The sequence below is a fragment of the Bifidobacterium callitrichos DSM 23973 genome, assembly GCF_000741175.1.
GTDB lineage: Bacteria > Actinomycetota > Actinomycetes > Actinomycetales > Bifidobacteriaceae > Bifidobacterium > Bifidobacterium callitrichos.
Window position 1 is genome coordinate 67,129 of record NZ_JGYS01000007.1, and the last position, 21,485, is coordinate 88,613.

The window sequence follows — 21,485 nt, forward strand, 5'->3', positions numbered from 1 at the left end:
GGTTATGTGATAGGGGCGGGGCATCGTTGCGTTGTCTCACCCCTATCCGTGCGGCTATTGCTGTGCTCCGGCGCGCTCAGCGCTTGCCGGCGTAGAGGTCGTGTTCGATGACGTCGGCGAAGACGCGGTTGACGGCCGGGCGCACCACCTTGAGCGAGGGGGTCAGGCACTTGTTCTCCTGCGTCAGCTGCGTGTCGAGGACCACGAACTTGCGCACGGACTCGGCGCGCGAGACCGTCGCGTTGGCCTTGTCGACGTAACGCTGGATCTCGTCGTGGACGGCGGCGTTGGTCGCGAGGCGGTCGATCGGCGTGTCGATCGACAGGCCGTGGGCGGGCAGCCACAGGGCCAGCGCCTCCGGGTCGAGCGTCACCAGCGCGCCGATGAACGGGCGCTGGTCGCCGACCACCACCGCATGCTCGACGATCGGGCACTTGGCGATCTCCTCCTCCAGTGGGATTGGGGAGACGTTCTTGCCGCCGGCCGTGATGATGATGTCCTTCTTGCGGCCGGTGATCGCGATGCGACCCTCGTCGTCGATCGACGCGAGGTCGCCGGTCTTGAGCCATCCGTCGGCGGTGAACGCCTCGGCGGTCTTGTCGGGCAGGTTGTGGTAGCCGCGGAACACGTTCGGTCCCTTGACCTGCAGCTCGCCGTCCTCGGCGATGCGCACCGAGGAGCCGGGCGCGGGCTGGCCGACCGTGCCGATCACGTTGTCGCTTACACGCGTGGCGGCGAACGGCGCGGCCGTCTCGGTCATGCCGTAGCCCTGGATCATCGGCAGGCCGATGCCGTTGTAGAAATGCGCGAGGTCGAGCGAAAGCGGCGCGCCGCCGCACGCCACGTACTTGATCTTCGGGCCCAGCGCGCCGCGCACTGTGCGGTAGACGAGCGCCTCGTAGCGGGCGTGGTCGGCGATCTCGCGCAGCGTGTGCTTCTCGCCCGCCTGCTCCTCGCGGCTCCACGCGATCGCCGCGTCCGCCGCCTTGAGGAACAGGCGACCCTTCCAGCCGGCGCCCGCCTTGTGCGAGGCCGCGTTGTACACCTTCTCGAACACGCGTGGCACGCCCAGTAGATACGTCGGCTCGAACGAGCGCAGATCCGGCAGCAGCGACTTCGTGTCCGGCAGGTAGCCGACCACGCCGTCGTCGGAGGCGATCGACGCGTACTGGATGAATCGGGCGAAGCAGTGGGCCAGCGGTAGGAACAGCAGCAGTCGCGGATGATCGTCGAGGATCATCTCGTGCAGCGCCTCGCTTGCGGCGAGCGTGATCGACACGAAGTTGCGGTGCGTGAGTTCCACGCCCTTCGGCGCGCCCGTCGAACCGGACGTGTAGACGATCGTCGCGAGGTCGTCGATCCCGACCGACTTGACGCGCTCGTCCAGCTCCTCGTCCGACACGGTGACGCCGAGACCCTCCAGCGCGCCCAGCGCGTTGCCCTCGATCATGAGGATCTGCTTCAGGGCCGGGCAGTGGTCCTTGACCGAGTCGAGACGATCGAAGCGCTCGCGGTCGTCGGCGAAGGCGAGCTTCACATCGGAGTCGTTCATGATGCGTTCGGCCTGTGCGGCGGAGTCGGTGTCGTAGATCGGCACGCTGACCGCCCCGATCGCGGCGATCGCGAAGTCGAGCACGCCCCATTCGAGGCGGGTCGAGGAGAAGATCGTCACGGCATCGCCCTTGCCGATGCCCAGGGCGATCAGGCCGCGCGCCGCGGAGACGACCATGCGGTGGAACTCGCCGGTGGTGACGTTCTGCCAGCGGCCGGGGCCGAGCTTCTTCTCGGCGATGACCGTGTCCTCGCCGGTGCGCTCGAGTCGCGCGGTGAGTAGGGAGTAGATGGTCTGGTCGTCCTTGAGCTCGATCGACGAGCCGGGGGTGGTGTATTCGGTGAGCATTCCACGTTCCTTACGTACGTACGTTTCGGCGGCGGGGAGGGCCTGCCGCGCGTCGCCGTACGTCATCATGCGCGTTGACGCTCCCCGCCATGTTGTCAACGAGGTTACGCGCCCGTAGGTTGCGCCGTATTGTGCGCAATGCCACAACATGCGATGCCGCTTTTGTGCGAAGCCACAACTGTGCGGGTCCAGCCGGGGCCGGCGGCGTGCGATTGTGCCGCCGTCCGATCGGCGGGCCGATTCAAGCCGGGGCCGGCGGATCGGATCGGGAATGCGATGCTCGTGCGAGCATGGGCTCGTGGCCTGCGGGGTCCGTGGGTCCCGGGCGTCAGTCCGCATGTTCCCCTCGTATAACAGTTTGGCAACAGTTTGTTCAAGAGGTCTCTTTTGGGCCTGTGAATGGCGGACCGCATACTATCATGTCATTTCGGCGATTGTATGTTAGCGTTAACGACCTCGAGTTTGCTTGAAGACTTGAAGAAACGGCCACGCAGGGAAAGCGCTTACAGTCGCACAGCAAGCAGAGGAAGAACCAAGTAGTACGTAAGGACGTTGCCATGAACAAGGCAGTATCGAAAGCTGCACAGGAAGATGCGGTGACCGAAGTCGCATCGGTCACCCCGGTGGAGGAAGCCGACGACCATCAGCGCCGCGGTTCCGGCCGATACATCGTTGGCCTCGCACTGAGCGCAGGCCTCGCCGGTCTGCTCTACGGATACGACACCGTATCCATTTCGGGCGCGATCGACTTCCTGCAGGAGAAGTACGCGCTCAGCCCCGCGCTGCAGGGCCTCGTCATCAGCTCCATCATGATCGGCGGCGTGATCGGGGCAGGCTTCTCCGGATTCCTGTCCGACAAGTACGGCCGTCGCAAGATCCTCATGTTCGGCGGTGCGTTCTTCTTCGTCGCCGCCCTGTGGAGCGCGTTCACGTTCAGTCCGTTCACGCTGATCCTCGCCCGCATCATCGGCGGTGTCGGCATCGGTCTGGCCGCGGCGCTCGCCGTCACGTACATCACCGAATCCGCGCCGACCAACATCCGCGGCGCGCTGACCTCCGCCTACCAGCTGCTGACCATCTCTGGCATCTTCCTGACCAACGTCATCAACTACTTCATCGCCTCCTCCGGCTCCCACGAGTGGGGAGTCGCCTCCGGCTGGCGCTGGATGCTCGGCATCGGCGCGATCCCGGCCGCGATCTTCGTCGCCGCCCTGTGGCTGTCCCCGGAGTCGCCGCGATTCCTCGTGCAGGCCGGACGTGTCGAGGAGGGCTACAAGGTCCTCGAGCGCATCAGCGGCTCCGACAAGGCACGTCGCGACGTCGAGGAGATCCAGCTGCAGATCGCCGAGGAGAAGAAGGCCAACGCGAGCTTCTCCGACCTGTTCAAGCCCGGTCTGCGCAAGGCCCTGCTCATCGGCATCTTCCTGGCCATCTTCAACCAGGCGATCGGCATGAACGCGATCTCCTACTACGGCCCGGTCATGTTCAGCCACATGGGCTTCGGCGGCAACACCGAGTTCCTCGCCTCCTCGCTCGTCGGCGGCATCGAGCTCGTGTTCACCGTCGTCGGCATGTACCTGATCGACACCGCCGGCCGTAAGAAGCTCATGGCCGTCGGCTCGGGCCTCATGGTTCTGTTCGCGCTCGGCATCTCGTTCTCGTACGCGAACAACTACCAGCTGCTCATGCTCATCTTCGTGATGTGCTTCACCTCCGCGTTCGCGTTCTCGATGGGCCCGATCCCGTGGATCATGATCCCGGAGCTGTTCCCGACCTACCTGCGCGGCCGCGCCACCGGCATCTGCACCGTGTTCCTGTGGGCCACCAACTGGGCGATCGGTCAGTTCACCCCGATGCTCATCAACTCGATCGGCGGCATGGGCACGTTCCTCGTGTTCGCCTGCACCAACCTTCTGTGCTTCCTTGGCGTCGTCACGTTCGTGCCCGAGACGAAGGACAAGACGCTCGAGGAGATCGCCGAGCTGTGGAAGCCGAAGGGCGAGCAGTCCAACGCGCAGGTGGAGGTCGTGCGCGCCACCGCCGATCTGAAGCAGGCCGAGGCCGATATCAAAGCCGCAGAAGCCGAACTCGCCCGCGCCCGCCGCGCCAAGGAGCGCGCGATCGCGACCAAGGCCGCCGCCGAGGCGCTCGTCGCCGCCCAGAAGGCCCGCTAGCCTTCGCGTCCGGAAACCGGATGTTCGATACATAGGTGGGAACGGATGCGAAACCGGGCTATAGCCCGCTAGAAGGAACGCCTATCGCGTCGCGATTGCACCGCGGCATGATAGGCGTTTACTATTGCGCATGACTGCTGCGCGCTCCGGGTCATGTGCCATGGGTCATGTGCCATGCGCCGCATGCCCGACCTGCGCGCAACCAAACAGCATCAAGCAGAGGAAGAATCCAAGAATCATGAGAACGAAGAAGAACAAGGGACTGAGAAGCGCGCTCGCGGCCGGACTCGCCGCGGTGCTCGCGCTCTCGCTCGCAGCCTGCTCGCAGACCGGCGGCACCACCGCATCCAGCGACGCGGACGCGAACGCGTCCGGCTCCAACGCAAGCGCCCAGACCACGTTCACCTACGCGCGCGCCGCCTCCGTGACCTCGCTCAACCTGTGGACCGAGATCACCGCGAACAACGCGTTCGCCATCGACAAGGTGTTCGAGCCGCTCGTCAGCTTCGACAAGGACGGCAAGATCATCGACTGGCTCGCCGAGTCGCACAAGATCTCCGACGACGGCCTGACCTACACGTTCACGCTGCGCGACGGCCTCAAGTTCTCCGACGGCTCCGACGTGACCGCCGCCGACGCCGTCTTCTCGATCAAGCAGCATCAGGCCGAGAAGGACGCCGCCCTGCCGCTGACCGCCGACATCGCCTCCGTCGACGCGCCGGACGATCACACCGTCGAGATCAAGCTCAACAGCCCGTACACCCCGTTGCTCGCCGAACTCGCCAACTTCTCCAACGGCATCGTGCCGAAGGACTTCGGCGGCAAGTCCGAGGACGACTTCTTCAAGAACCCGGTCGGCACCGGTCCGTTCGTCGTCTCCGATTGGGACAAGTCCGGCGACCTCACGTTCACGAAGAACAAGCACTACTGGCAGGAAGGCAAGCCGGGCATCGACAAGCTCGTCTACAAGGTCGTCGAGGACGGCACGCAGGCCGTCAACCAGCTCAAGACCGGCGAGGTCGACGGCATCGAAAGCCCTGCGCTCGAGAACCTCGACGAGCTCGAGAACGGCGCCGACACCAAGGTGGAGACCGCGGGCAGCTGGGTCACCCACACGTTCTTCTTCAACACCAAGGACGAGCATTTCGCCGACGTGCACGTGCGCCGCGCGCTCGCCTACGCCCTGAGCCGCGAGGACGTCACCAAGGCCGTGAGCTTCGGCCACGCCACGGCCGCGAAGACCGTCCTGCCGAAGGCCATCGAATACAGCACGCAGGACTCGATCAAGCCGGTCGACAACGACCTCGACAAGGCCAAGGCCGAACTCGCCGAATCGAAGTTCCCGCAGGGCTTCAGCGCGAAGATCCTGCTCGCCTCCGGCAACAACGCATACTCGCAGGCCGTGCAGCTGCTGCAGTCGGCGGCCGCGAAGATCGGCGTCAAGCTCGACATCGACTCGGTCGACATCGCGACCTTCCGCTCCCGCTTCAAGGCGTACGACTACCAGATCATGATCAACTCCGCGCAGGCCGACTACCCGGACGCCGATTCGATCATCGACTTCCAGGCCGACCCGGACGGCTTCAGCAAGTCCTACTGGACCAGCTACAGCAACGACGAGGTCACCAAGGAGCTCAAGCAGGCGCAGGTCACGCCCGATGGCAGCGAGCGCGCCGGCCTGTACAAGAAGATCCAGCAGACGCTGGCCGACGAGGTGCCGTACATCCCGCTGTACTCGCCGGACATCGTCAAGGCCGTGCGCAAGAACGTGAGCGGTCTCGAGGTTCTGCCGAACGATTCCGTGCGATTCCAGGACGTGAAGATCGGCTGATCGGCTGATCGGATCCTCAGACCCGCTTCGAAGGCCCGCCTTCCGGCTCATTCCCGGGAGGCGGGCCTTCGTCGATGTCGTGCGGCCGCAGACGCTACTGCGCCATCACGGTCTCGGCCTGCATCAGGTGGACGTTGGCGCGCATGAGGCGCGCGTCCTCGCGGGTGATCTCCTGGTTCTCGAGCATCTCGCGGATCGTGTCGAGCTCCATGCGCATCGCGTCGGCGCGCACCGCCTCGACCTTCGATTCGTCCGTGATCGGGATCGCCGTCATGGACGTGTCCAGGATCTGGTTGAGACCCTTGCGGTATTCGATGAGCAGTTCGGCGACCAGTTCGGCGTCGTAGACGTGGTCGAGGAGCAGGTCCTGCAGCTTCTCCATGATGTCGTTGTACAGCGGCACCTGCACGGCGCGGATCGCGCGCGTGCGTTCGGCCTCAAGTCCCGGCGTGCGCTGCGCCACGCCCTCCCAGTAGCGGCGGATGACCGGCATGAACCGGCGGCGCAGCTTCGCGAGGCGGAACGACAGGCCGTGCCCGTGCCCCGCGTCGCCGGGCTCGAGCCGCTCCAGCACCCCCTCGATGTGTTCGAGCAGGTATTTCGCGCCCTCCAGCTGCGTGCGTGTCTCCTCGTCCGGGTCGACCACGCCCTGCCGCGCCTTGATCGCGTTGCGCAGCCAGTCGCGCTCCCATTCCAGCGTCCGTACGCGCAGTTCGTTGGCCTCCCGCGGTGAGGACGACGGGATGTTCATCTCGACTCGTTCGATGCGGTCGTTGTAGCTCTTGAGCACGCGCGTGACCGCCGAGTGCGTTTCGGGCGTCTCCGCGTCGACGATCTTCGCGATCGTGCGTCGCAGCATCTCGATGTCGCGCTTGGCCCACTCCTCCTTCGACGTGTCCTCGGGCTTGGGGGAGAGCAGCGGCAGCATGATGTTCGAGATGAGGATCGACAGGACGATGTAGCCGGAGACGATGAACAGGATGATGTTGCGCACCGGCACCGACGCGCCGTCGTCGATCGAATACGGCAGCGAGAACGCCATGGCCAGCGAGATCGCGCCCTTCGGGCCGCCGAAGGTCATCACCACGGCCGAATGCCAGCGTTCCGGCGTCATCTTGCGGCGCAGGCCGGTGACGAGGTCCTTCGCCCAGCGCAGGGTCGCCACGCACCATGCGAAACGCAGCAGCAGGGTGAGGACGGTCAGCAGCAGGACCAGTCCGATCACCACCCACAGGTTCACGCGTGGATCATCCCAGATCGTGCGCATCGCGATCGGCAGTTCGATGCCGAGCAGCACGAACACGACGCCGTTGAGCGTGAAGTCGACGAAATGCCACACCGAGTTCGACACGAGGTTGACGCGCGCCACGTCGCCGCCGACGCCGGTGCGCGGGAACGTGATCACCACGCCGCACGCCACCACGGCCAGCAGTCCGGAGATGCCGACGTGCTCGGAGATCAGGTACACGCCGAACGGCAGGAAGCACTCCATGAGCATGCGCGTGGTGACGTCCTCGAGATTGTGCCGGCGCAGGGTCAGGACCATGCGGTCGAACAGCCAGCCGACCACGGCGCCGATCAGCGTGCCGAGCACGAAGCTCATGAGCACCTGCCAGCCGAAGCCGACCGGCGAGAACTTGCCGGTGGCGAGCGCGACGAGCATCGTCTGGAAGCCGACGAGGCTGACCGGATCGTTGAGCAGGCTTTCGCTCTGGAGCACCGACTGCTGGCGTGGGGTGAGCTTGACGACGCCGCCGAGCTGTGCGACCGACACCGCGTCGGTCGGGCTGATGACCGCGCCCATCGCGACGGCCGCCATCATCGGGATCGCAGGCCAGATGGCGTGCAGGGCGACGCCGCTCAACGCCATCGTCACCAGCACGAGGCCCACGGCCAGCGACATCGACAGGTTGAGGTCCTTGCCCAGGGCGTTGCGGTCGATGTTGCGCGCCTCAAGGTAGAACAGCGGCACGATGAACAGCAGCATGAACATGTCCGGCTCGAACTGGATGTTCTGCAGCGACGGCGTGAAGTACCAGACGATGCCGAAGGCGATCTGGATGAGAGGGGTCGATATCTTGGGCAGGAACCGGCTGAGGAACGAGGAGATCAGTATTGCGAAGAGGATCTCCGTGACGAGTATCGCGTTCGCCATCGTGCCATGTGCTCCTTCTCGGGGCCGTCCCGCACGTGACCGTGCCGTCGCCATCCCCGAGTGGGCCCCATACGGGCATGGACCTAGTGGCTCATCGAATTGAATTGGGCGGGTATGTCTTGTTTCTCTCCCAGTCAGCTTCGCTGACAGCCCCCTCGTCGGAAGGGGCCAGGAACTGTTCACAATCTTTCGCAATTGTGAGACAGACCACCTCTTTGAATGCTATTGACTGCGTGTGCGGGGGGCATTCGGTACTAACGGAACACATACGGCGTGTAGGCATTGCATCCGCGAGTTCCTTACGGTTTCCTTACGTGCCATCCCTCTTGCGCACGCCAGCCTACCCGCGCACGCCAGCCTACCCGCGCACGCCGATGCGTGGATGATGCGCGATTATCCCCGCGCCGGGAGTCCTACAATGGCCCACATGACCCAATCCCGCCGTGAAACACCACCCGTCGCCCAGTGGGTGCGATGGACCCAATGGGCGCGATGGGCACGTTGGGGCCGCTGGCTGGGCGGCGTCGTCCTGCACGCGCTGCTCGTGATCGCGCTCGTCGCCGTCGGCGTGTTCCTCATCGTGCGCATCGTGCCCGGCGATCCGGCGCAGATGGTGCTGGGACTCAAGGCCCGTCCCGAGCAGATCGCCGACATGCACCGCCGACTCGGCCTCGACCAGCCGCTGTGGCGTCAGTTCACGTCATTCATCCTGACGATTGTCACCACGGGCGACACCGGCGAGTCGATCGCCTACCACGCCTCCTCGCGCGCGCTCGTGCTCGACCGGCTGCCCGTCTCCCTGTGGCTCGTCGGCTGCTCGGCCGTGCTCGTCGTCGCGATCTCCCTGCCGCTGGCGATGACCGCCGCACTGCACAAGGGCACGTGGATCGACCAGCTCGTGCGCGTGGTCCCCACCATCACCCTCGGCATGCCCGAATTCTGGGTCGGACTCGTGTTCGTGCTGCTCTTCGCGGTCACGCTCAAGATCTTCCCCGTCGGCGGCACGCAGCCGGGCATCGACGGCATGCTCTATTCGATGGCGCTGCCCTCGCTCACGATCGCGCTCGCCCAGACCCCGTTCATCGTCAGATCCCTGCGCACGCGCATCCTCGACGTGCTCGGCGCCGACTTCGTCACCACCCTGCGCGCCGCCGGACTGCCCGAACGCGCGATCCGCCGCCACGTGCTGCGCAACTCCCTCATGCCGGCGCTCGAACTGTACGGCATGAAGATCTCGTTCCTCATCGGCGGCACGCTCGTCGTCGAACAGGTCTTCGGCCTGCGCGGCGTCGGCACGCTCCTGTTCTCCGCGATCACCGCACGCGACTTCCCCCTCATCCAGGCGATCGCCATGTACTGCGCGCTCGGCGTCGTCATCGTCTCCACTCTGGTCCGCATCGCCACCGGCCTCGTCGACTACCGCGTGCGGGAGGGCAGATGACGATGAAACGCACCCTTGCCCCCACCCTCGTCGCGGGCCTCGTCCTGATCGCCCTGATCGCGCTCGCCGTCATCGTCATCCCGTTCCTCTCGCCCTACGACCCGATCGCCGAGGACATCGCCGCGATGCTTCAGCCGCCGAGCCTCGCCCACCCGTTCGGCACCGACCAGCTGGGGCGCGACATCCTCACGCGCGTGGCCGCCGCCGGACGCATCGACCTGGCGCTCATGATCGGCGTCGAGGCCGCGCCGTTCGTCATCGGCACCGCCGCCGGGCTCGTCGCCGGATTCTACGGCGGATGGCCGCGCCGCGTGATCACCCTCCTGTCCGACGCGCTGATCGCGTTCCCGTTCTATCTGCTCGTCGCGGTCGTCGCGTTCGTGACCGGCACCGGCGTCAAAGGCATCTTTTTGACGTTCCTGATCATGGGATGGATCATCTTCGCGCGCACCGTCACCGGCGCGACCGCCTCGCTCGCGAGCGCCGAATGGGTCGAGTCCGCGCGCGTGATGGGCTTTTCCGACCTGTCGATCCTCGTGCGGCAGATGCTGCCGAACGTCTTGTCCCAGGCCGTGACCGTGCTGGTGAGCGACATGGTCGCCCTGCTCGTCGCGATCGTCACGCTCGGCTATCTCGGGCTCGGCATCGCCCCGCCCACGCCCGACTGGGGCACGATGATCGCCGACGGCCAGTCGTTCCTGTCGACCCGCTGGTGGGTGTCGACCCTGCCCGGGTGCGCGGTCGTGCTCGTCGGCATCGCCCTCGCCCTGATCGGCGACGGGCTCAACGACATGAGGAGGAACGCATGAGCGAACGCATGAGCGGTGACGACAACCTGATCGCCGTACGCGACCTGCGCGTCGTGGCGACGGCCGACGGCAGGCCGCTCGTCGACGGCGTTTCGTTCGACGTCGCACGCGGCGAAGCCGTCGGCATCGTCGGCGAATCCGGCTCGGGCAAGAGCCTGACCCTGCGCGCGATCATGGGCCTCATGCCCGAAGGCGTCCGCATCGCCGACCCTGCGGCCGTAGCTGCGCCGTCCGCCCGCCCGCGGCTCGCGATGATCTTCCAGGATCCGGTCGCCTCCCTCGATCCGCTGTGCGGCGTCGTCGCACAGGTCGCCGAGGTCATGCGCTGCCATGAGCAGGGGGATTCCGGCCATGCCGGCCGACTCGCCCGCCGATTCTCCCCGAACGCTCGCCGGGAATCACGTCGTCGCGCCGCCGACCTGCTGATCTCGCTGGGACTGCCCGAATCGCTGCGCGAGCACGACCGGTATCCCGGCCAGCTCTCCGGCGGGCAATGCCAGCGCGTCGGCATCGCGATCGCGCTCGCCGTGCAGCCGGACGTCCTCCTGTGCGACGAGCCGACCACCGCGCTCGACGTGACCGTTCAACGCCAGATCCTCGACCTGCTCGCACGCCTTCGCAGCGAACTGGGATTGACCATGCTGTTCGTCACCCACAATCTCGGCGTCGCCGCGCACCTGTGCGACCGGCTCATCGTCATGCACGACGGCCATGTCGTCGAAACCGGACCGACCGCGCGCATCCTCGCCGACCCGCAGGACGACTACACGAAACGCCTCATCGACGCGATCCTGCCGATCCCCGCCGATCCGTCGGCGAAGCCGACCGGGGCGGCCGAGGAGGAGACGGGATCGACCGCCGGGAAAGGCAAGGAGCCGCGATGAGTCACCACACAATCCCCGCCGTCCCCGCCGCGTCCGGCGGTCAGACCTCCGGAGCGCTTCTGGAACTGCGCCACATCACCGTCGCATACGGCGGGTTCACCGTCGCATACGGCGGGTTCGCCGCCGTCGACGACGTCTCGATCGCCCTGAAGCAAGGCGGCGCGCTCGGCGTCGTCGGCGAATCGGGCGCCGGCAAGTCGACCCTCGCGCGCGTCGCCGCCGGGCTCATCGCACCCGCCGCCGGCCGCTCCCTGCTCGACGGACGCGAACTCGCGCCGATCCGTCGCACGCGCGAGCAGCGCCGGCGCATCCAGATGGTCTTCCAGAACCCCGACTCCTCGCTCAACCCGAGTCACACCATCCGACGCATCCTCGCCGAAGGCATGATCCTGCACGGGATGCTGGGCCCGCATCCCCCGCGCGACGTCGTCGACGCGCGATGTCGCCGGCTTCTCGCCATGGTCGGGCTGGGGGAGGAGGACGACATCCTCGCCCGCCGCCCCCGCGCGTTCTCCGGCGGACAGCGCCAGCGCATCGCCATCGCCCGGGCGCTCGCGGTCGAGCCGGACGTGCTCGTCGCCGACGAGCCGACCAGCGCGCTCGACGTGACCGTCCAGCGCGGCATCCTCGACCTGCTCGTCCGACTTCGCCGCGAGCAGGGCCTTGCGCTGCTGCTCATCACCCACGATCTCGGCGTCGTCAACGCGGTGTGCGACGAGGTCGCGGTCATGCGCCATGGCCAGATCGTCGCCGACGGCCCCGCCGACCTCTTCTTCCACGCGCCTTTGGCCGGCTATTCCGGCGACCTCCTCGCCGCCGCCCGTGAGGTTGCGCTATAGGGCTTGCAGCGAATCGTTCTCAATAAGGAAAGTGTGAGCCTTGACACGTCGTCAATCGCACATTTGGGATGCCAAAACAGCGGAATCGCAATGATTTCGGGCGATGTGCGATTGTGCGGGAATGTGCGATGGGCTCACACTTTCCTTATTGAGAACGATTCGCTGCAAGCGGCTCTGGCGTGTAAGCCCGCTTTTCGGTACGGTGGGAAGGATTTGACACGCGAAGGGAAGAAAAATGTTCGATAAGCGACTGTTCCAGCTGGCCCCCGGCATCGGCCGGCTCGTGGCGGGCAAGATCGCGTGCCTGTGGGTGGCGCTTCTGGCCAACATCGGCTTCATGATCGCCCTCGTCGCCCTGCTCGGCAACGCCATCGCGCCGGGACTGGCCGGATCCGCCCCGATGGTCGGCGACCTCATCTTCTACCTCGCGATGATCGCCGTGTGCGCGATCATCCGATTCTGGATGACCACGCTCGCCGCGCGACTCGGCACCGAAGCCTCCGAACGCGTCAAACTCGCCCTGCGCGAGAAGCTCTACCGCAAGATGCTCGCGCTTGGCCCGTCCTACCGCACGCGCGTGAAGACCGCCGACATCGTCCAGTCGGCCGGCGAGGGCATCGAACAGATCCAGACGTTCTTCGAACTGTTCCTGCCGCAGCTGTTCTACGCGGTGATCGCGCCGATCACCCTGTTCCTCGTGATCGCCCCGATCAATCTGCCGACCTCGCTCACGCTGCTGATATGCGCGCCGCTCATCGTCGTGATCGTCGGCATGGTCGCGATGAGCGCCGCCCGCGTGTTCAAGAAGTACTGGGGTCGATACACCGACATGGGCGCCGCCTTCCTCGACGACCTGCAGGGTCTCGAGACCCTCAAGGCGTTCGACGCCGACGAGCGCGCCGCCCGCGAGATGGACGAGAAGGCCGAGAACTTCCGCGTCATGACGATGCGCGTGCTGCAGATCCAGCTGCGATCCCTGTCCGCGATGGACATCGTCGCGTACGGCGGCACCGCGGCCGGCATCGGCATGGCCCTGTGGCAGTACGCCTCCGGGCTCGGCTCGGGGGCGGGCGCCGCCGGTGCCGCCGCCGGCGTCTCGCTCGTTTCCTGGGCCGGCAGCCTGCCCGGCCCGCTCGCGTACGTCGGCTACGCGCTGTCCTACGTGTTCCCGTTCACGATCGGCGGCCCGATCACGCTGTCCGGACTGCTGTTCATCGCCCTGCTGTCCGCCGACTTCTTCATCCCGCTACGACAGCTCGGCTCGTACTTCCACGTCGCGATGAACGGCATGACCTCCACCAAACGCATCTTCGCGCTCCTTGACGCGCCCGAACCGCCGCGCGGCGACGAATCTCTGCCCGCCGACGCCACGGACTTGACCGTCCGATTCGACCGCGTCGGCTTCTCCTATGATGCGGGTGATTCCTCCGGTGCATCCGACTCCCCGTCCCCGTCCCCGGCGCCCGCCCTGCGCGACGTGACCTTCACCGCGCGTCCCGGCCAGGTCACCGCGATCGTCGGCCTGTCCGGCTCCGGCAAGTCGACCGCCGCCGCGCTCCTCGCCGGCACGATCACCGGCTACTCCGGCTCCCTGACGATCGGCGCGGCCGCCGCCGGAACCGGCGCCGAGATCTCGCACCTCGACGCCGAATCGCTCTCCCGCGCGGTCACGCTGATCGGCGCGCACAGTCACCTCTTCGCCGGCACCCTGCGCGACAACCTCACGATGGCCCTGCCCGCGGGCGAATCGACCGGCACCGAAGCGAACGCCGTCGAATCCCGCCTCTGGCAGGCGCTCGAACAGGCACGCATCGCCGACTTCGTGCGCTCACAGGCCGACGGCCTCGACATGACCATCGAACAGGACGCCGCGAACCTCTCCGGCGGCCAGCGCCAGCGCATCGCCATCGCCCGCGCGCTCCTGCACGACGCGCCGATCGTCGTCTTCGACGAGGCGACCAGCAGCGTCGACGTCGAAAGCGAGGAGCTCATCCTCGCCACGATCCGCGAACTCGCCGCCACCCACGGCAAGACGGTCATCATGATCACGCATCGCATGGCCAACGCCGTGCGCGCCGACAGCATCGTCGTCTTCGACCACGGCGAGACCGTCGAGACCGGCGACCACATCGACCTGCTCGTCGCCGGCGGTCGTTACGCCGAACTCTTCCACACGCAGGCCGACATCGAATCCCTCGGTACGGACACCGACGAGGGCGCCTTCCGACCCCCTGTGACGAAAGAGCCGTCAGCGGAGCTGACCGGGGGAGAGATCGTCGGCGAAGCCGAGCTTGCCGAAGCCGTCAGGACCGAGCCCGCCGCAAACATCCCGCCCTCCTACGACGGCGAAGGCGTCGCCAAGCGTCGCAAGGAGCGCGCCCATCGCATCGAGGAGCACAAGGCCGCCTCCGGGACGGCCCATTCCGCCGATGGCGCTGGTGTTGATGCCGATGCCACCGCCGCCGCCACCGCCGATGCCACCTCCACCGTCGCAACCCGTCAGTCCGACTTCCGAATCCTCAAGCCGCGACCGACCGCTCCGGCCGAATCGATGACCACGCAACAGGTCATCGCCCGACTCCTGAACGAGGCGAAACCCCTCGCAGGCCTCATGACCGCCGCCTCCGTCACCGGCGCGATCGGCCACCTGTCCGCCACCTTCCTGCCGGTCTTCGGCATGATCGCCGCGTTCGCGCTCGCCGGACACCCGGTGTGGGGGATGGATGTCAAGCCCGCCGTCATCGCGATGATCGTCTGCGCGCTCCTGCGCGGCATCATGCGCTACGTCGAGCAGTACCTCAACCACAACGTCGCGTTCCACCTGCTCGCCCTGTTCCGCTCGAAGGCGTTCGCCGCGCTGCGTCGCCTCGCGCCGGCCAAGCTCGCCGGACACGGCAAGGGCGACCTCATCGCCCTGATCACCACCGACGTGGAGCTGCTGGAGATCTTCTTCGCGCACACGATCAGCCCGGTCGCGATCGCCGTGGTCACATCCGTGTCCTACACGATCGCGCTGCTCACGCTCGACCCGGCGATGGCGCTCCTGCTCATCGTCGCGCACCTGATCATCGGCGTGCTCGTGCCGAAGTTCTTCGCGACCGGCGTGCGCAACCTCGGCCCGGCGATCCGCCGTCAGGCCTCCGCGCTCGACGACGTGATGCTCGACGACATGCGCGGTCTGGACGAGATCATCCGATTCGGCCGCGGCGAGGATCGCGTCGCCGCGATCGTCGCGCGCACGAAGCGGCTGTGGCGCAAGCACGCCGATCTGAGCCGCGTCAACGGGCGATTCGCCGCGATCGGCGGTCTGCTCGTGCTGATCCTGACGACCGCGGCCGTGCTGCGTGCCGCGTTCGGCGCCGCCTCCGCCGCCGACCTTGCGCAGGTGCCGTCGATCATCGTCGCGTTCGTCCTGTTCGCCAGCTCCTTCGGTCCGACGATGGCGCTGAGCGCGCTGCCCGCGAACCTGACGCAGACGTTCGCCTCCGCCCGCCGTCTGTTCGCCCTGATGGACGAATCGCCCGCGGTGCGCGAGTCCGGCAAGCACACGCCCGACTACGAGGGCATGCGACTCGACCACGTCACCTTCGCCTACCCGTCGAGCGCCAGAGGCGGTAGGGACGGTTCCGCGTCCGTCGCGGGCACGACCGATGATCGCACCGATGATCGCGCCGGCGCTCCGGTCCTCGACGACTTCACGCTCGACATTCCGATCACCGGCATCCTTGGCATCCAGGGGCCCTCCGGCCGCGGCAAGTCTACGACGCTGAAGCTGCTCATGCGCTACTGGGACCCGCAGTCCGGCAAGGTCACGATGTCCGGCACCCCGTTGCCGCAGGTCAACGCGCATCACCGCCGCCGCGTGCAGGCCCTGATGGGTCAGGAGACGCACCTGTTCGACGGCACGATCCGCGACAATCTCCTCCTCGCCCTCCCGCAGGAGGCTCTCCCTCGGGAGGAGCTGAGTGGCAGCTCGCCCCGCTCCGCCAATGGGGCCGGTGACGCCGGCTCGGAGGGAGCTCGCGCCGCTGTGGATGGATCCGCCGGTTCCCGCTCCGGTGATGTCCCCGTGCGCGCGGGTGATGAGTCGCCATTCGCGACGACGGTCACCGGCACCAATAACACCGGTGGCGTTTCCGTACGTCCGGGTGATGAGCTGCTGCGCGACGCGTGCCGCAAGGCCTCCGTCCTCGACCTGATCGATTCGCTGCCCAAGGGCCTCGACACCCCCGTCGGTGAGCTCGGCGACCGCCTGTCCGAAGGCGAGCGCCAGCGTATCGGCCTGGCCCGCGTGTTCCTGCGCGACGCCGACCTCGTCCTCTTCGACGAGCCGACGAGTCGCCTTGACGCCCTCAACGAGGCCGTCATCCTGCGTTCGATCCGCGATCTCGCCCGCGGCAAAGTCACGAGCAGTCCCCAAACGACTCCGAGCGCTACGGCGGTTTCGGGCGCCGCTGCTGTCTCGGACACTAGGGCACCCCTTGCCGCGGAGTCGTCGGTCAAGACCCCCCGTGCCAAAGCCGTGGTTCTCGTCTCCCACCGCGAATCCGCGATGCGCATCGCCGACCAGACGCTCTCGCTGCGTTAAGCAGCGTCACAAATTCCCGAGAACAATCCACTCCTCGGGAATAAGTGACGCTGAGCTCGAGGCAGTGTCACTTATTCCCGAGATCAAGGGTTATTTCGGTAATAAGTGACGCTCGCATAGGGGGACTCGGGGAGAATTAGGAAGAACTGGGTGGAACCGGGGGAGGGCTGTGTCGGTTGGGTGGGTGTCGGTTAGGTAGGTGTCGGTTAGGTAGGGGTTAGGTAGGGGAGGTAGGGGGGGACCCACGTCTCGTTCGATGAGAGGATGAGAGGATGAGAGGATAAGGGGCCGACGCCTACGCCTTGATCAGGGCGTCGAGGGAGTCAAGCGCGCGGTCGATGGCGGCGGACTCGCGTTCCTCCTCGCTCGCCGAGACCCCCGTCGGATTCGATGCCTCAACGGGATGGATATCGGCCTCGCGCGGCAGCAGCACGCCCCGCGACAGTTCAGGGTCAGGGGTGATGGGACGGTTCGGGATCTCCTCGCCGTATTCCAGCACTCGCGGCTCCCGGCGTTCGGCCCGGCGCTCGTCTCCATTCCCTCCGTCGTGGCTCTCATTATGCCCGGTGGCACGTCCGGTGTCGCGGCCGTCACTGGGATCGACCCTGTCGATCCTGCGTCCGGATCTGCCCGATCCCATGCCTTCCGGCGCGACATCGGGGATTTCGATCCGAGTCTCCCGATGCATTGCGGCATCGACGCCGTCCTCATGTTCCTCGCGCTGACTGCGATCGTCCTGATCCCAATCCTCGCGGAAGCTCTGCTCCCGTACCTCGGCTTCGCGATCGGCACCGCCGCGTCCGTTCTCCACGAGAGAAACCGCGCGTTCGCCGGCGCTCCCATCGGTTCCGTGGTCCGTGGCGCCGGTTGACGCGGGGATCGCACCCGTGGTCTTCAAGGAGTCCGGGGTTCGCGATTTGGTCATCCCGACTTCGCTTGGCTCGCCCAAATTGACCGAAACGCCGATTTCGCCCGAATCGCCAATACCCCCGGCGGCATTCCCGCCATCGGCCATCGCGATCGAATGGGACGTGACCGTCTCCTCGCTCTCGCCATGCAGCTGCGACTCATGCAGGTAGGCGTTGCCGGAGCGACCCGCATCGGGCTTCATCCGTCTGATCCCCGAGGCGATATCGGCGTTTCTGGTCGATTCGCCACGCGCAGCCAGCGATACATCCAGCGATTCGGCTCCGCGCGTATGCGCCGCCTGACGCGCCTCCTCGGCGACCCGCTCGGCCGATTGGCGCTCGGCCTTGGACCGCTCCGCAACCTCGATCTCGAAGATCTTCTTCTGCGCGGCGACTCGAGCCCGTTCGGCCGCAGCCATGATGCCCATCGCCTGCAGGCGCTCATTCTCGACGCGCATCATCGTCGCCTCGGCGTGGCGGATGTTCGCGTCGGCCGAGCTCAGCGCGTACTTCGCCGCGGCCAGTTCGGTGTTCGGCTGCCACAGGTGCTCGATCTCCTCGAGCGTGCGTCCCATCGTCTCCGGAACGATGGTGACGATGCCGGCCAGTCCGATGAGGTCGAGGATGCCGAAGATCGCGAACGAGATGCCGCCGCCGAGCCCGTCGATCATCATCGGCGTGAACTGCGCGATCACGAAGTTGGCGAACAGCAGACAGGTCACGCACAGTCCGGTGGCGCGTCCGCGCAGGTAGGTCGGGAAGAGCTCGGGGATGACGATCCACGGGATCGGTCCCATCGAGAACGCGAACGACGCGGCGAACATCATCACGAACACGAGCGTGAGCAGCGAACTGCCCATCGCGTAGGATGCGGAGATGCACAGGGCGAACAGGCACATGAGTCCGGTGCCGATCGCCATGAGACGTTTGCGCCCGAACGTGTCGATCAGGTACATGCCCACGACCGTGAACACGAGTTCGATGCCGCCGACGCTCGCGGAGGCGAGGAACTCGGTGTCGCCGCCGAATCCCATGTCGGCGAACATGACCGGTCCGTAGTAGGAGATCGCGCTCATGCCGACGAACTGGTTGAATACGGCCGGGAAGATGCCGATGATGAGCGCCTTGCGCAGACCCGGGCGGAACAGGTCGTGGAACTCCTTGGACATCTCGTTCTCGAGTTTGACCGACGCGCTGATGTCGTCGGTGCGCAGTCGGGCGCGCTCGGTGCCGAGGATGTGCTCGAGCACTTCGAATCCCTCGTCGACCCTGCCGATCTGGATGAGGAATCGCGGGCTTTCGGGCGCTCGCAGCATCGCCGCGAGGAAGGCGACGGCGGGAATCGCGCCGAGTCCGAGCATCCATCGCCAGCCGGTCTCGACGTCCCAGTGGTTCGTGCCGTACGAGGCGATGACGTAGTTGATGACGTTCGTCAGGAAGATGCCGCACACGGCGAGCATCTGGTAGGAGAAGGAGAGCAGTCCGCGGATGTTGGTTGGCGCCGATTCGGTGATGTAGGTGACGGCGAGCGCGGCGGTCAGTCCGATGCCGAATCCGCCGACGATGCGCGCGGCGATCAGGGTGATCGGGCCGAAGGTCAGCGCGCTCCAGATGGCGGAGACGAGGAAGAGCACACCTCCGATGATGAGGATCTTCTTGCGGCCGAACCTGTCGGACAGGAAGCCGGCCGCCGCGGCGCCGATGATCGCGCCGATCATGATGGAGGAGATGACCAGTCCCTCCATCACGGTGTCGAGACTGTATTTCGCGCGAAGGAATTTGATCGCGCCGGAGATGGATACGGTGTCGTATCCGTACAGCAGTCCCGCGAGGCCGGCGCTTAGGGCCAGCCCGAACGTGTACTTGCCCGAACCCTGCGTCCGGATCGTCGTTCCCAAGGGGTTCCGCTGTTTCGAAACAGCCTGAAACAGGCCCGCCATTTGCTCTTCCTCTCAAATGCAGCTATGGGGGATTGTGGCCTATATTACCGATGCCTGGCATTTTTGGCTGGATGATTCCACTGTGCGTCCGCTGTGCGTCCACTGTGTGTCCGCTTGATCCGTCAGGCTCGACACGCTGTCCCGCGGTTGCCCGTTGACAAATTGGTACACGGCTGTATCATAAGAATCGTACTTGGTACACGGATGTACCATCAAGTACGGCAGACAGGAAACAGGACGGCAACGAATCGGAGAATGCACTCCGACTCGCATGTCCAGGAGGAGATAACATCATGCACAACCTGAAGAAGATCGTCGCGGCGGGTGCCGCGGTCGCCACGCTCGTCGGACTCGCCGCCTGCGGAGGCGGTTCGGACGCCTCCAGCGACAACTCCGCGAACAAGGGCGACGCCGACAAGGCCGAGCTCGTGTTCTGGGGCTGGGACTCCGGCAACTCGATGAAGCAGATCCTCGCCGACTTCGAGAAGGCCAACCCCGGCATCACCGTCAAGTTCAACAACACGGGCACCGCCGAGAAGACCTCCACCGCCCTCTCCAACGCGATCGCCGCCGGCAACGGCGCCCCGGACGTCGTCATGCTCGAGGACCCGACCGTCACCCAGTTCGCCGTGACCGACGGCCTCGTCGACCTCTCGGAGTTCGGCGCCGACAAGCTCTCCGACGACTTCGCCGCCGGCCCGTGGAACAAGCTGCAGTACAACAACAAGCCGTACGCGCTGCCGATCGACTCCGGCCCGGAGATGTTCTTCTACAACAAGGCCGTGTTCGACAAGGCCGGCGTCGACGGCGAATCCATCAAGACGTGGGACGACTACTACGAGGCCGCCAAGAAGATCCGCGCCACCGGCTCCTACATCACCAACATCGCCGGCACCTCCAACGACTACCAGCCGTTCACCGCGCAGGTCTGGCAGGCCGGCGCCAAGCCGTGGACGGTCGATGGCGAGAACATCACCATCAACATGACCAAGGACGAGGGCATGCAGCGCTACATCAAGTTCGTCCAGAAGCTCATCGACGAGGACCTCGTCGACACCAAGACCCCGAACTGGTCCGACGACTGGAACCGTGAGCTCAACGACGGCACCATCGCCTCGCTCACCATCGGCGCGTGGATGCCGATCAACCTCATGACCGGCGCCCCCGATCAGGCCGGCAACTGGCGCGTCGCCCAGCTGCCCCAATGGGAGGAGGGCAAGGAGGTCTCCGCCGAGGACGGCGGCTCCGCGCTCGCGGTCGTCAAGCTCTCCAAGAACCAGGCCGCGGCCTACAAGCTCGTCGAGTACCTGACCCACGGCGACGGCGCCCAGACCATGGCCGACACCGGCACCTTCCCGTCCCTGAAGAAGATCCTGCAGTCCGATTCCTTCACCGATCCGACCACCGAGGCCAACAAGAAGACCAACGACTACTTCGGTGGCCAGAACGTCAACGAGGTCCTCGCCGAGGCCGCCCAGCGCCCGACCGAGAAGTTCCAGTACCTGCCGTACAACCCGTACGCGCAGTCCACCTACGGCGACGAGGTCTCCAAGGCCTACACCAAGGAGATCACTCTCGAGCAGGCTCTGGAGAACTACGGCAAGAAGCTGGCCGAGCAGGGCGAGCAGCAGGGCTACACCGTCACCGTCAAGTGAGCCTAGGCGAGTCGCCTGCTTGGCCAGTGCCTCGCCTCGGGAGCTCGTCAGCGAATAGCTGGGGCGAAACATCGGGCGAGGCGGTTGCGCGGGCTCGTCGCAAATGAGGCAAGCGGGTGGCTGGAACATGTCCGGTCACCCGCCTCGTTTGAAGGCCGTCGTGGAGCGAGCGAAGGGGTTTGCGCGGTGGCGTTTCTCATGTCAGAGGGGTGTTCTGCTCGTAAACCGCGGATAACTCGCTTACAAGGGGTACTTTTGCCGTTCTGCGGACATCTATCTCGCTTATGAGGGGTGCCCTCGCGTAGTATCCGAACGCGGAAATGGCTTCATGGCGTAATTGAATCACGAGAATACCTGTGTA

Annotated in this window: 11 protein-coding genes; 8 read left to right on the forward strand and 3 right to left on the reverse strand. The window is 66.0% G+C overall.

Going from position 1 to position 21,485, the window contains the following annotated elements; translation table 11 throughout:
- Window positions 1-76: 76 nt before the first annotated feature.
- A complete protein-coding gene (locus BCAL_RS05350) occupies window positions 77-1,900 on the reverse strand; it encodes an AMP-dependent synthetase/ligase (protein WP_043167589.1) in 1,824 nt (607 codons plus the stop codon).
- 557 nt (window positions 1,901-2,457) lie between these two features.
- On the opposite strand from BCAL_RS05350, the gene BCAL_RS05355 reads away from it, so the two are divergent.
- Window positions 2,458-4,074, forward strand: coding sequence for a sugar porter family MFS transporter (locus BCAL_RS05355; RefSeq protein WP_081887266.1), 1,617 nt, complete (start codon window positions 2,458-2,460; stop codon window positions 4,072-4,074).
- Window positions 4,075-4,312: 238 nt separating this feature from the next.
- Window positions 4,313-5,905, forward strand: coding sequence for an ABC transporter substrate-binding protein (locus BCAL_RS05360; protein WP_043167591.1), 1,593 nt, complete (start codon window positions 4,313-4,315; stop codon window positions 5,903-5,905).
- Between the two features lie 94 nt (window positions 5,906-5,999).
- Here the strand turns inward: BCAL_RS05360 and BCAL_RS05365 are convergent, their stop codons facing one another.
- Window positions 6,000-8,060, reverse strand: a complete 2,061-nt coding sequence (locus tag BCAL_RS05365) for a cation:proton antiporter (protein ID WP_043167593.1) — start codon at window positions 8,058-8,060, stop codon at window positions 6,000-6,002.
- Window positions 8,061-8,487: 427 nt separating this feature from the next.
- On the opposite strand from BCAL_RS05365, the gene BCAL_RS05370 reads away from it, so the two are divergent.
- The 5 genes from BCAL_RS05370 (at window position 8,488) to BCAL_RS05390 (ending at window position 16,621) form a co-directional block, all read left to right on the forward strand.
- Complete coding sequence (locus BCAL_RS05370) at window positions 8,488-9,501, forward strand: ABC transporter permease (RefSeq protein WP_202961946.1); 1,014 nt, start codon at window positions 8,488-8,490, stop codon at window positions 9,499-9,501.
- Window positions 9,498-10,310, forward strand: a complete 813-nt coding sequence (locus BCAL_RS05375) for an ABC transporter permease (RefSeq protein ID WP_152600432.1) — start codon at window positions 9,498-9,500, stop codon at window positions 10,308-10,310. Before BCAL_RS05370 ends, BCAL_RS05375 begins: the two co-directional genes overlap by 4 nt.
- Complete coding sequence (locus BCAL_RS05380) at window positions 10,307-11,194, forward strand: ABC transporter ATP-binding protein (protein WP_081887268.1); 888 nt, start codon at window positions 10,307-10,309, stop codon at window positions 11,192-11,194. Before BCAL_RS05375 ends, BCAL_RS05380 begins: the two co-directional genes overlap by 4 nt.
- A complete protein-coding gene (locus BCAL_RS05385; RefSeq protein ID WP_081887269.1) occupies window positions 11,191-12,033 on the forward strand; it encodes an ABC transporter ATP-binding protein in 843 nt (280 codons plus the stop codon). Before BCAL_RS05380 ends, BCAL_RS05385 begins: the two co-directional genes overlap by 4 nt.
- 235 nt (window positions 12,034-12,268) lie before the next feature.
- Window positions 12,269-16,621 carry a thiol reductant ABC exporter subunit CydD/CydC gene (locus BCAL_RS05390; RefSeq protein ID WP_043167596.1) on the forward strand — a complete coding sequence of 1,451 codons (4,353 nt, stop codon included), beginning with the start codon at window positions 12,269-12,271 and terminating at the stop codon, window positions 16,619-16,621.
- Between the two features lie 295 nt (window positions 16,622-16,916).
- Here the strand turns inward: BCAL_RS05390 and BCAL_RS05395 are convergent, their stop codons facing one another.
- Window positions 16,917-19,427, reverse strand: a complete 2,511-nt coding sequence (locus BCAL_RS05395; RefSeq protein ID WP_238549625.1) for a sugar porter family MFS transporter — start codon at window positions 19,425-19,427, stop codon at window positions 16,917-16,919.
- Window positions 19,428-19,762: 335 nt separating this feature from the next.
- Between BCAL_RS05395 and BCAL_RS05400 the strand changes: the two genes are divergently transcribed.
- Window positions 19,763-21,124 carry an ABC transporter substrate-binding protein gene (locus BCAL_RS05400; protein ID WP_043167598.1) on the forward strand — a complete coding sequence of 454 codons (1,362 nt, stop codon included), beginning with the start codon at window positions 19,763-19,765 and terminating at the stop codon, window positions 21,122-21,124.
- The last annotated feature ends 361 nt before the right edge of the window (window positions 21,125-21,485 follow it).